The organism is Dorea sp. YH-dor226 (genome assembly GCF_039832105.1).
Taxonomy (GTDB): domain Bacteria; phylum Bacillota; class Clostridia; order Lachnospirales; family Lachnospiraceae; genus Dorea_A.
In genome coordinates this window covers 341,173-352,764 of record NZ_JBDOHS010000001.1, presented here as the reverse complement: position 1 = coordinate 352,764, position 11,592 = coordinate 341,173, and the positions used below count along the sequence as shown (strand labels likewise).

The window sequence follows — 11,592 nt, the reverse complement described above, 5'->3', positions numbered from 1 at the left end:
AGGGCGAGAAGTCAGTCGGAGCAGACCCGAAACCGGGTGATCTATCCATGTCCAGGATGAAGTTGCCGTAAAAGGCAATGGAGGTCCGAACCCACATCCGTTGAAAAGGGTGGGGATGAGGTGTGGATAGGGGAGAAATTCCAATCGAACCCGGAGATAGCTGGTTCTCCTCGAAATAGCTTTAGGGCTAGCCTCATACAAGTCTTGCGGAGGTAGAGCACTGAATTTCCTAGGGGGCGTCAAAGCTTACCGAAGAATATCAAACTCCGAATGCCGTGTAGATGGTGTATGGGAGTCAGACTGCACGAGATAAGTTGGGCAGTCAAAAGGGAAAGAGCCCAGACCTGCAGCTAAGGCCCCAAAATGTGTGTTAAGTGGAAAAGGATGTGGGATTTCAAAGACAACTAGGATGTTGGCTTAGAAGCAGCCATACATTCAAAGAGTGCGTAATAGCTCACTAGTCGAGAGGTCCTGCGCCGAAAATGTCCGGGGCTGAAACACACTGCCGAAGCTCAGGAATCCATAAAGGATTGGTAGAGGAGCATTGAATACGGGAAGAAGCAGTACCGATAAGGAGCTGTGGACTGTATTGAAGAGAGAATGCCGGAATGAGTAGCGAGAGGAAGGTGAGAATCCTTCCGGCCGAATATCTAAGGTTTCCAGAGTAAAGCTGATCTGCTCTGGGTAAGTCGGGGCCTAAGGCGAGGTCGAAAGACGTAGTCGATGGACAACAGGTTGAAATTCCTGTACCTTAAGTAAACAGAACTGTGGGGACACGTGTGGAGAGCACGAGCCGGAAATGGAAAATCCGGTGCAAGCGAGGTAGGAGTTACATTGGCAAATCCGTGTAACAATCTGAAGACGTGATGCGGACCGAATTAAGAGTAGGGAAGCGTGTGAGCCATGCGTCAAGAAAAGCCGCTATAGTTTTACTTAAGCCCGTACCGTAAACCGACACAGGTGGATGAGGAGAGAATCCTAAGGCCGACGGGAGAAGCATTGTTAAGGAACTCGGCAAAATGACTCCGTAACTTCGGGAGAAGGAGTGCCATCGAGAGGTGGCCGCAGAGAATTGGCCCAAGCAACTGTTTAGCAAAAACACAGGTCTATGCAAAACCGAAAGGTGAAGTATATGGGCTGACGCCTGCCCGGTGCTGGAAGGTTAAGAGGAGAGGTTAGCGCAAGCGAAGCCTTGAATTTAAGCCCCAGTAAACGGCGGCCGTAACTATAACGGTCCTAAGGTAGCGAAATTCCTTGTCGGGTAAGTTCCGACCCGCACGAAAGGCGTAATGATTTGGGCACTGTCTCAACAATGCACCCGGTGAAATTGAAGTACCAGTGAAGATGCTGGTTACCTGCGCCAGGACGGAAAGACCCCATGGAGCTTTACTCCAGCTTGATACTGGGATTCGGTATTGCATGTACAGGATAGGTGGGAGGCTGAGAAGAGATGACGCCAGTTGTCTTGGAGCCACTGTTGGGATACCACCCTTGCAGTATTGGGTTTCTAACCAGCGGCCATGAACTGGTCGGGGGACAATGTCAGGTGGGGAGTTTGACTGGGGCGGTCGCCTCCGAAAGGGTATCGGAGGCGCTCAAAGGTTCCCTCAGAATGGACGGAAACCATTCGAAGAGTGCAAAGGCAGAAGGGAGCTTGACTGCGACACCGACGGGTGGAGCAGGTACGAAAGTAGGACTTAGTGATCCGGTGGTATAAAGTGGGATTGCCATCGCTCAACGGATAAAAGCTACCCTGGGGATAACAGGCTTATCACTCCCAAGAGTTCACATCGACGGAGTGGTTTGGCACCTCGATGTCGGCTCATCGCATCCTGGGGCTGAAGTAGGTCCCAAGGGTTGGGCTGTTCGCCCATTAAAGCGGTACGCGAGCTGGGTTCAGAACGTCGTGAGACAGTTCGGTCCCTATCCGGCGTGGGCGTAGGATATTTGAGAGGAGCTGTCCTTAGTACGAGAGGACCGGGATGGACTGGCCGCTGGTGGATCTGTTGCATCGCCAGATGCATGGCAGAGTAGCCAAGCCGGGACGGGATAAACGCTGAAGGCATCTAAGCGTGAAGCCCCCCTCAAGATGAGATATCCCTACGTAAGTAGTAAGACCCCTTGAAGACGACGAGGTAGATAGGTCAGAGGTGGAAGTGTGGTAACACATGGAGCTGACTGATACTAATCGGTCGAGGGCATGACCAAGCAAGGTGATAGGTAAGTGGATGATTTCTTGTATGCAGTTTTGAAGGTACATATGAAAAACCTCTTGCAATTTGACAGGCAGGGGGATATAATAATATAGGTAATCCTCGATAGCTCAATGGTAGAGCACACGGCTGTTAACCGTGGGGTTGTTGGTTCGAGCCCAACTCGGGGAGTTTGAAAGCCAGTAAAAAACATTCTTTACTGGCTTTTCTCTATCTGTAGTCTCTTATTTTTTTCCCTGTCCACATTGTAAAAGCGCGCAGGAATGAATTTACTTCAGAGTATCCGAGAAGATATGCAATATCTACAGTGCTCATACTGGTATGTTTTATATAATGTATGGCTAATAGTTCTCTGGTGTTGTTTAACTGTTTTTGGAATGTAGTGTTTTCTTTTGTAAGTTTACGCTGGAGAGTACGTTTGGATGTTCCAAGCATTTCTGCAACATCATCAACGCAGAAATGACCTCCCGGAAGAAGTTCTGTGAGTGCACTTCTTACCCTTGCACTGACAGATTCGTTTGTGTCCAGATCTACAAGACGTTTTGTGAGTTCCGGTTGAAAATAATCCCACATGGCTTCATTGTAACTGATGAATGGAAGTTCAAGATCCTTTTGAAGGAAAGTAATAGAATTTCTATCTGCTATTCGAGGTATTACACCTGCGAATTCCAGGAATTCCGGTTCATTTGGAAGTTCCATACATTCTATGCTCACTGGTACAATGGATTCTCTGGTTGCCTTTCGTATTATGCTAATCAGAAAAGCAAATTCAGATTCTACCAGAAAAGGAGGGAGCTTGTATGTGGGATTACCCGGAATAATTTCAATGTTGAGACTGTCCTGAGCTTCGGTAAGAATAAATGCCATCGGACCAATGAGTTTTTTATATTTTGCAAGTCTTCTAATACATTCTTCCCCGTTCTTGCTGCAGTATGATGCGAAGATTGGTGGAGAAAAGGATTCTATCTGAGCCGTGGTCGCCATTTTTATTGCCAGATAAGTATCCTTTGAAGAAGAGGCAATGGCATCCATAAAACGATAGTATTCGTCTTCCTGCATGTGAATGGTTTTGTGGTTTAATATATCTTCCGGAAGCGCTGCGCGACGCAAGACTTCCCGGATATCCAGATTGTAATATTTTAGCAGATCTTTATATTTTCCGTTTACGATAAAATGATCCAAATTCTCACCTTCCTTTTTTAGCACTGTCTGCTATTTGCTGACTGTAGACAAAGTCCAGCATAAATTTCTTTGGAAATAGCGGGGCAAGTGTCATCATAGGTTTTTGCCATCCCGGCAGTCCGCAGGTAACGTTCAGCTTACCTCTGAGCATGCCCTCATATCCGTCTTTTGCCACAGGCATAGGATCTACGGGATGTGCAAAAGTTTTGTTCCGGCCATTTTACTTGCGTCAGCAAATCTTGTTTCCATAGCGCCCGGCATAAGAGCCGTCACTGTAACACCTGTGCCTTTCAGTTCTCTCCATAGTGCATTTGACCAGCTTGTGATATATGCTTTTGACGCATAATAAACTGCCTGAAGTGGTCCTGGCATGGTGGCAGCCGTAGAGCTGACGTTCAGTACCTTTCCTGCGCCTCTTTTGACCATATCCGGAAGAAATAGTTTCAGAATGCGGGTGGGCGTTTCGATGTTAACTGCAATCATTTCCATATCCTGATTCATGGAACGAGCTCTTGAAAAATCGCCCTGGCCGCCGAATCCCGCATTATTGATGATAATATCAGGAAGGATTCCAATGTCTTTACATCTGTTGTAAATGATCTGCGCAGCGTCTGCTCTGGAGAGATCAACCGCAATTGTATATGCTGTTACGTGAAATTTTTCAGAGACCTCTTTTGCCTGTGCATCCAGCTTTGCCTGATCTCTTCCTGCGAGAATCAGGTCACCGCCTTTTTTGGCATGAATCGTTACAAAGCATGCCCCAAGCCCGCCATATGATCCTGTGATGAGTGCGAAATGATTCATATCTATCCTCCGATTTCTTATATTTGATATATACAGAATATCAGAAATCAGGTGTCATTTGAATGACATATAACGTCACTTTTCTTATCAAATCGTGCCAAAAGATGAAATAAAAAGTACGATGGATTTGAAGAGTATGCGGTATATGTGGCAGGATTGAATTGAAAACGAATTCTGCAGCAGAATCAGTATGAAGTGTAAAATTTGTGATAATTGTGATAATATAGAAGGAGATTTGGGAAATATTACTTCGGATTATTCGTGCAGATTCTGCTGAGAGAACTAAGGAGATAAAAGTATGGATGCTCTTATGTTGGAGGAAGCCCTTGAATTGATTCTTTCCAGGGGTAAAAAAATTGATGAATGTGAGGAAATTGCCCTGTGGGACGTTGTGGGAAGGGTTCTTGCTGAGGATGTTGTTGCTCAAAGGAACCAGCCTCCTTTTCCGCGTTCTCCGCTTGATGGATATGCGGTGAGAAGTTCAGATATAAAAGGGGCTTCACGGGAGTATCCGGTGACGCTTACCGTTATTGCTGAAGTAGATGCTGGCCATGTGGTACAGGAGATGGTAGGCGAGGGAGAAGCCATAAGAATTATGACCGGTGCCCCGATACCAGATGGTGCCGATTGTATCATCGGGCAGGAAGATACAGATTATGGTGAGAGCAGAGTTAATGTCTATGAGGAAGTAGAAGCCTGGCAAAATTATTGTTTTGAAGGAGAAGATTACAGAGCAGGAACAATACTGCTGAAAAAAGGTACTGTGTTAGGATCGGCGGAGGCAGGGATTCTTGCAAGCCTCGGCCTTACCCGTGTGTGTGTATATCGCAGACCCAGGATTGCAGTGATCACCACTGGTGACGAGATCCTCCTTCCGGGAGAGGAACTTCTTCCGGGGAAAATATATGATTCTAATCTTTATGCTCTTGTAACCAGATTACGCTCCTGGGGAGTGGAGATCTCAGCCAAAATGCGCGTGGAGGATGATGCCAAAAAAGTGGCAGAGCTTGTGAAAAAAGTGATGACTGATGCAGATCTGGTCGTTACAACAGGCGGGGTCTCTGTAGGGAAGAAAGACATCATGCATGAAGTTCTGAAGATTTTGAATTGTGAAAAGCTGTTCTGGAGAATCGCAGTCAAGCCGGGGATGCCGACATTGTGTGCTTCCTGTCAGGGAAAATTACTCGTGTGTCTGTCTGGAAATCCATATGGTGCGGTAGCGAATCTGGAACTTCTTATTCGTCCACTCCTTGCAGAGATGACCGGGAGAGAAGATCTGAAGATCCAAAGAAGGAGAGCTGTCTGTGAAAATACTTTCCCGAAAAAAAGTATGGTTACCCGATATGTGCGTGCGCATTACAGTGATGGGAAGGTACGAATTGCATCCGGGTCAAACGCATCAGGGATCCTGAGCTCCATGTGTGGCTGTAATTGTCTGATTGTGATTCCGGCAGGTACAGAACGTATTGAAAAAGATGATGAAGTTGAAGTAATACTTTTATAAGTAAGAAAGATTGATCATAAAAAGGACTTTCGCATATAATAGTCTATATTTTGCGAAAGTCCTTTTATAATAAAGAAATTTACGATAAATGAAAGGAAAAGGGGAATATTATATCTGAAGATCAGGGAAAATAATCAGGGGTTTATCCGTCCGTCCTGATCGCAGGTCAGTGTTGCATAGGGAACATGGTTCTGATAATGCCATTCTGTCTGATACAGATACAGTTGATAAGTAACTTTACCTGCAGGCCGGTTCAGTCTGAATTGTTCGGAGACGATATTTTCAGCCAGTTTTGACTGATCGAACCAAATGGGGCGATTCGTCACAATATACAGGTCTGTTTCAGTAGAAGTTTCATAGGTGTGAACGGTAGAATGTTTTATATGATATGGTCTGGAGGAGGTAATGCAGAAAAAAAGTACAGCCGCCAGCAGTAGAAAGAAGATTGGGAATTTGCTTTTTTTCATGACTATCACCACCATAGATAAAAACTTACACTGTATGAAAATACGTGTATTTACTTCCAGTGTAAATTATCATATCTACTTTTTCAACTGCAATCTTAGTATACTTTTAAGTAATAGGATGGTATGTGAAATGAGTAAAATACGAATTAATCTGGAAAATGTATTAAAAGAAAAGGGAATCAGTAAAACGCAGCTGTGTTATGCGTGCAGATTACAGCGGACGCAGCTGAATAACTATTGTAAAAACAAGGTCGTCCGAATTGATCTGAATACGATTGCAAGGATGTGTGACTTTATTGATTGCAGGATTGAAGATATTCTGGTGCTTGAGGAGGAAGAACCGGAACAATCAGGGAAAGAATAATGGGAACCTTTGGTTTGAGAAAAACTCAGATCAAAGGTTTTTCTTTTCTTATTTGCGTTTTGGGTTATAATATTTATAACAAGAGGGAAAATGTCGCAAAAAGGAGAGGTGGATATGAAGAACTATTCGGAAGATGCAAGCAGACAGTATCATATACAGGTTGCAAATGGTGAGGTTGGAAGATATGTGATCATGCCGGGAGATCCGAAAAGATGTGCCAGGATTGCAAAATATCTTGAAGATCCGGTTCTGATTGCAGACAACCGGGAATTTGTTACCTATACCGGTACTCTGGACGGAGTGAAGGTCAGTGTGACATCGACCGGAATTGGGGGACCTTCGGCTTCCATTGCGATGGAAGAACTCTATCGCTGTGGTGCAGATACATTTGTGCGGATCGGAACCTGCGGCGGTATGCAGACAGAGGTAAAGAGCGGAGATATCGTGATTGCAACAGGAGCGGTCAGAATGGAAGGAACGAGTAAGGAATATGCTCCGATTGAATATCCGGCGGTTGCCAGTCTGGATGTGACAAATGCACTGTGTGCTGCGGCAAAAAAGAAGGGATATCCTGTTCATACAGGAGTTGTACAGTGCAAAGATTCCTTTTACGGACAGCATGAGCCGGAGACCAAGCCGGCGGGCTACGAGCTGATGAACAAGTGGGAAGCATGGAAGCGTATGGGATGTCTGGCTTCGGAGATGGAATCTGCGGCATTGTTCATTGTCGCTGATTATCTTCGGGTAAGAGCGGGGGCATGCTTCCTTGTGGTCGCCAATCAGGAAAGAGAGAAGCTTGGATTGGAGAATCCGGTCGTACATGATACAGACATGGCTGTACAGACAGCGGTAGAAGCGGTTCGCCTGTTGATTCAAAGCGATTCCGAAGAAAAATAATAAAGGAAAAAGGGAAAGATTATGGATATTCAGGAAATATTAACACATGTAGATCATACACTTCTTGCACAGACTGCGACATGGGAAGAGATCCGGCAGATCTGCGATGATGCAGTACGGTATCAGACGGCTTCCGTGTGTATTCCACCGTCTTATGTAAGGCAGGCCAGTGAATACGTACAGGGAAAGGTGGCTGTCTGTACAGTCATCGGATTTCCGAACGGATATATGACGACGAAAGCAAAAGAATATGAAACCGAAGATGCGATCGGGAACGGGGCTTCTGAGATCGATATGGTCATTAATATCGGATGGCTGAAGGACAGACGGTATGATCAGATTGAAGAAGAGATCCGTACGCTGAAGAATGTCTGTGGAGATAAGATTCTGAAAGTCATTATCGAGACCTGTTTTCTGACGGAAGAAGAAAAAATAAAGATGTGTGAGATTGTAACCAGAGCAGAAGCAGATTACATCAAAACATCCACCGGATTCGGAGGAGCGGGAGCAACCTTTGCGGATGTTGAATTATTTGCCCGTCATGTCGGGCCGGCGGTGAAGATCAAAGCAGCAGGGGGAATCGCTTCGCTGGAAGATGCAGAAAAGTTTCTGGAACTGGGAGCAGACCGGCTTGGTACAAGCCGGATCATTAAGCTGATCAGACAGGAGAGGTGAAGGATGATGGAGAGACAGCTGGCAGAAGAGATGATAGAACGGGCCATCGAACAGCTTGGATATGCTTATGTACCCTATTCCGGATTCCGGGTGGGCGCCGTGCTCCTTACAGAAGAAGGGAAGATGTATACAGGCTGTAATATTGAAAATGCTGCGTATACTCCGACAAACTGTGCGGAGAGGACGGCATTCTTCAAAGCGGTCAGCGAGGGTGAGAGGAGATTTCGTGCAATCTGTATCGTCGGAGGAAAGGATGGGGTTCTGACGGAATATACACCTCCCTGCGGTGTGTGCCGGCAGGTTATGATGGAATTTTGTAATCCGGATACCTTTCAGATTATCCTTGCGACGGATACAAAACACTACAAGATATACACATTAAAAGAGATGTTGCCGATGGGATTTGGGCCGGGCAATCTGGAACCGGCAGTGCCTGAAAAAAGGAAGTGATCGTATGACGACAGAAGAATTAATATGTCTGCCCAAGGTGGAACTTCATTGTCATCTGGACGGTTCTCTCAGTCGGGAATTTGTTCAGAAGAGGCTGGGAAGGACTGTGTCGGAAGAAGAGCTCAGCGTGACGAGGGAGTGCGGAAGTCTTTCGGAATATCTGGAAAAATTCGACCTGCCATGTGCCTGCCTGAGAGATGAAGAAGGTCTGGAAGGCGCTGGATATGATGTTCTGAAGACGATGGCCGGAGAAAATGTCTGTTATGCGGAGATTCGCTTTGCGCCTCTTTTGTCTGTGACAGAGGAGATGAACACCCGCAGAGTGATAGAAGCACTTCTTCGGGGACTGGAAAAGGGGAAAAAGGACTTTGGAATTGCATATAATGTAATTACCTGTGCGATGAGACATCACAGTGAGGAGCAGAATTATCAGATGATCAGAACGGCACGGGAGTATCTTGGAGCGGGTGTATGCGCGGTGGACCTTGCAGGAGCAGAAGCGCAGTATCCGATGGCGGAATTCATGGAGTTGTTCCGGAAAACAAAGCTTCTTGGAATGCCGTTTACCATCCACGCCGGAGAGTGTGGAAATGCAGAGAATATAGTAAGAGCAATACAGGCAGGGGCAGGAAGGATCGGACACGGTATCGCCATGAGGGGATATCCCGGGATCCAGAAGATGATCCGGGATGCGGGAGTCGGCGTAGAGATGTGTCCGATCAGCAATCTGCAGACCAAGGCAGTGAAAAGCGAGGCGGAATATCCGCTCAGAGAATTTCTGGATTCCGGTATCTGCGTGACGATCAACACAGACAATCGGACCGTCAGCAATACTTCTATGGTACAGGAACTGCAGTTTGTCCAGAAGACTTACGGAATTCGGGACGAAGAGATTCTGAAGTTCATGAAAAATGCGATAGAGACTGCTTTTGCAGATGCGGGGACAAAAGAATGGATGTATAAAAAGATGTGTAATGAGGTGAAAGCGATATGAAGGAATATAACAGGATCTTTGTAATTGTTCTGGATTCGCTTGGAATCGGAGCAATGCCGGATTCTTCGGACTTTGGGGATGTGGGAGTGGATACGCTCGGGCATATTCTGGAACGTATGGGGACACTTCAGATTCCGAACCTGAAAAAGCTGGGACTTATGAATCTTCATCCTGCAGGAAGCATGGAGGGAGTAGACAGCCCTGCCGGCCGGTATATGCGTCTGGGGGAAGCAAGTAAGGGAAAAGATACCATGACAGGGCACTGGGAAATGATGGGGATCCGGACAGAGAAACCGTTTCGGACATTTACAGAAACGGGATTCCCGAAGGAATTGATCGAAGAGCTGGAAAAGCGATGTGGGAAACGGGTCATCGGCAATAAGAGTGCCAGTGGAACGCAGATCATAGAAGAGCTTGGAGAAGAAGAGATTCAAACCGGAGCGATGATCGTCTATACTTCGGCAGATTCAGTGATACAGATCTGCGGAAATGAAGAAACATTTGATCTGAAGAATCTGTATCGGTGCTGTGAGATCGCCAGAGAGATCACTATGAAGGATGAGTGGAGAGTCGGCCGTGTGATCGCAAGACCCTATGTAGGAAAGAAGAGGGGCGAATTCCGGCGAACGAGCAACCGCCATGATTATGCGCTGAAGCCGACTGGGCGGACGGTGCTGAATGCGCTGGCAGATGCCGGACTGGATGTGATCGGTGTGGGGAAGATCCACGATATCTTCTGTGGAGAGGGAATTACACAGACATACCATTCCGAAAGTTCCGTACACGGAATGGATCAGACCATAGAGATCTGTGAAAAAGAGTTCCATGGGCTCTGTTTTGTGAACCTGGTTGATTTTGATGCGTTATGGGGACATCGAAGGGATGCGGAAGGCTATGGAAGAGAAATCGAGAAATTTGATAAAAATCTTGGAGTCCTTCTGGAAAAGCTGCGGGAGGATGACCTTCTGATCCTGACAGCGGATCATGGCAATGACCCGACTTATACCGGTACGGACCATACCAGAGAATATGTTCCGTTTGTTGCATATTCAAAGCGGATGAAGCATGGGGGACCGCTGAAGCCGGAGGATACATTTGCCGTGGTTGGCGCAACTGTAGCAGAGAACTTCGGGGTGGCAATGCCGGAAGATACGATCGGAAGTTCTGTGCTGGATAAACTGATTCAGTGAAAGAGGAAAAAAGATGAGTGAAATATATGAAAAACTAAAAACCTGTCTGGACAGTGTCAGAGAGAAAACCGGGTTTCAGCCGGAGGTCGCGTTGATCCTCGGCTCCGGCCTTGGAGATTATGCAGATGGAATTTGGATTGAACAGATTATAGATTATGCAGATATTGCAGGGTTCCCGACTTCTACAGTGCCGGGACATAAGGGAAGGTTTGTATTCGGTTATGTGGATCGGGTTCCGGTAGTGATCATGCAGGGAAGAGTACATTATTATGAAGGCTACCCGATGTCGGATGTGGTGCTTCCGACACGCCTGATGGGGATGCTGGGAGCGAAGAAGCTGATCCTTACTAATGCGGCAGGCGGCGTGAATTATGCGTATCATCCGGGGGATTTTATGCTGATCAAAGATCACATTACTACGGCTGTCCCAAGTCCGCTGATCGGACCGAATATCGAAGAACTGGGTGTAAGGTTTCCGGATATGAGTGAAGTATACAGCGCCCGTATGCGGGAAGTGATCCGAAAAACTGCGGATGACATGGGGATCGGGCTTCAGGAAGGGGTCTATGTACAGTTTACCGGACCGGCTTATGAGACACCGGCGGAGATCCGGATGTGCAGAAGCTGGGGCGGAGATGCCGTGGGAATGAGTACAGCCTGTGAGGCTGTGGCTGCACGCCATATGGGAATGGAAGTGTGCGGAATCTCCTGCATTACCAATCTGGCTGCCGGTATGACATCCGGGCAGCTGGATCATACGGAAGTGCAGGAGACAGCAGATCGTGTCTCCAGACAATTTAAAGAACTGATTACCGGAATCATCACGCGAATATAGAAGTGAGGCAGAATTTT

11 protein-coding genes, 1 tRNA gene and 1 rRNA gene are annotated in these 11,592 nt (G+C 46.7%); 10 read left to right on the top strand and 3 right to left on the bottom strand.

The window, feature by feature from the left end; genetic code table 11:
• Together ABE547_RS01785 and ABE547_RS01780 are read left to right on the top strand one after the other, a co-directional pair.
• Positions 1–2,208 (top strand): 23S ribosomal RNA (locus tag ABE547_RS01785); the annotation flags it as partial.
• Positions 2,209–2,312: 104 nt separating this feature from the next.
• Positions 2,313–2,384: transfer RNA gene (locus ABE547_RS01780), tRNA-Asn, on the top strand.
• Positions 2,385–2,423: 39 nt separating this feature from the next.
• Here ABE547_RS01780 and ABE547_RS01775 read toward each other — a convergent pair.
• Both ABE547_RS01775 and ABE547_RS01770 read right to left on the bottom strand, forming a co-directional pair.
• A complete protein-coding gene (locus ABE547_RS01775) occupies positions 2,424–3,395 on the bottom strand; it encodes an AraC family transcriptional regulator ligand-binding domain-containing protein (RefSeq protein ID WP_347377145.1) in 972 nt (323 codons plus the stop codon).
• 186 nt (positions 3,396–3,581) lie between these two features.
• Positions 3,582–4,199: an SDR family NAD(P)-dependent oxidoreductase gene (locus ABE547_RS01770; RefSeq protein WP_347377144.1), complete on the bottom strand. Its 618-nt coding sequence runs from the start codon at positions 4,197–4,199 to the stop codon at positions 3,582–3,584.
• 298 nt (positions 4,200–4,497) lie between these two features.
• On the opposite strand from ABE547_RS01770, the gene glp reads away from it, so the two are divergent.
• Positions 4,498–5,703, top strand: coding sequence for a gephyrin-like molybdotransferase Glp (glp, locus tag ABE547_RS01765; protein ID WP_347377143.1), 1,206 nt, complete (start codon positions 4,498–4,500; stop codon positions 5,701–5,703).
• A 134-nt stretch (positions 5,704–5,837) separates the two neighbouring features.
• Here the strand turns inward: glp and ABE547_RS01760 are convergent, their stop codons facing one another.
• Entirely contained in the window at positions 5,838–6,170 is a 333-nt protein-coding gene (locus ABE547_RS01760) for a hypothetical protein (RefSeq protein ID WP_347377142.1), read from the bottom strand.
• Positions 6,171–6,300: 130 nt separating this feature from the next.
• Between ABE547_RS01760 and ABE547_RS01755 the strand changes: the two genes are divergently transcribed.
• The 7 genes from ABE547_RS01755 to ABE547_RS01725 all read left to right on the top strand — a co-directional run bounded on the left by ABE547_RS01755 (position 6,301) and on the right by ABE547_RS01725 (position 11,575).
• Positions 6,301–6,534 (top strand): helix-turn-helix transcriptional regulator, encoded by a 234-nt coding sequence (locus ABE547_RS01755; RefSeq protein WP_347377141.1) that lies wholly within the window; start codon positions 6,301–6,303, stop codon positions 6,532–6,534.
• Positions 6,535–6,648: 114 nt separating this feature from the next.
• The gene (udp, locus tag ABE547_RS01750) at positions 6,649–7,431 is read left to right on the top strand and encodes a uridine phosphorylase (protein ID WP_347377140.1); all 783 of its coding nucleotides are present in this window, start codon (positions 6,649–6,651) and stop codon (positions 7,429–7,431) included.
• Between the two features lie 21 nt (positions 7,432–7,452).
• A complete protein-coding gene (gene deoC / locus ABE547_RS01745) occupies positions 7,453–8,106 on the top strand; it encodes a deoxyribose-phosphate aldolase (protein ID WP_347377139.1) in 654 nt (217 codons plus the stop codon).
• Between the two features lie 6 nt (positions 8,107–8,112).
• Positions 8,113–8,556, top strand: a complete 444-nt coding sequence (locus ABE547_RS01740) for a cytidine deaminase (protein ID WP_347377161.1) — start codon at positions 8,113–8,115, stop codon at positions 8,554–8,556.
• Positions 8,557–8,560: 4 nt separating this feature from the next.
• The gene (add, locus tag ABE547_RS01735) at positions 8,561–9,550 is read left to right on the top strand and encodes an adenosine deaminase (RefSeq protein ID WP_347377138.1); all 990 of its coding nucleotides are present in this window, start codon (positions 8,561–8,563) and stop codon (positions 9,548–9,550) included.
• Positions 9,547–10,740, top strand: a complete 1,194-nt coding sequence (locus ABE547_RS01730; protein ID WP_347377137.1) for a phosphopentomutase — start codon at positions 9,547–9,549, stop codon at positions 10,738–10,740. Before add ends, ABE547_RS01730 begins: the two co-directional genes overlap by 4 nt.
• 13 nt (positions 10,741–10,753) lie before the next feature.
• On the top strand, positions 10,754–11,575 hold the full coding sequence (locus ABE547_RS01725) for a purine-nucleoside phosphorylase (protein WP_347377136.1): 822 nt from the start codon (positions 10,754–10,756) through the stop codon (positions 11,573–11,575).
• The last annotated feature ends 17 nt before the right edge of the window (positions 11,576–11,592 follow it).

Bases quoted from the DNA above. Each gene is read 5' to 3' on its own strand.
- ABE547_RS01770 (WP_347377144.1), bottom strand. From the start codon at position 4,199: ATGAATCATTTCGCACTCATCACAGGATCATATGGCGGGCTTGGGGCA.
- glp (WP_347377143.1), top strand. From the start codon at position 4,498: ATGGATGCTCTTATGTTGGAGGAAGCCCTTGAATTGATTCTTTCCAGG.
- ABE547_RS01760 (WP_347377142.1), bottom strand. From the start codon at position 6,170: ATGAAAAAAAGCAAATTCCCAATCTTCTTTCTACTGCTGGCGGCTGTA.
- ABE547_RS01755 (WP_347377141.1), top strand. From the start codon at position 6,301: ATGAGTAAAATACGAATTAATCTGGAAAATGTATTAAAAGAAAAGGGA.
- udp (WP_347377140.1), top strand. From the start codon at position 6,649: ATGAAGAACTATTCGGAAGATGCAAGCAGACAGTATCATATACAGGTT.
- deoC (WP_347377139.1), top strand. From the start codon at position 7,453: ATGGATATTCAGGAAATATTAACACATGTAGATCATACACTTCTTGCA.
- ABE547_RS01740 (WP_347377161.1), top strand. From the start codon at position 8,113: ATGGAGAGACAGCTGGCAGAAGAGATGATAGAACGGGCCATCGAACAG.
- add (WP_347377138.1), top strand. From the start codon at position 8,561: ATGACGACAGAAGAATTAATATGTCTGCCCAAGGTGGAACTTCATTGT.
- ABE547_RS01730 (WP_347377137.1), top strand. From the start codon at position 9,547: ATGAAGGAATATAACAGGATCTTTGTAATTGTTCTGGATTCGCTTGGA.
- ABE547_RS01725 (WP_347377136.1), top strand. From the start codon at position 10,754: ATGAGTGAAATATATGAAAAACTAAAAACCTGTCTGGACAGTGTCAGA.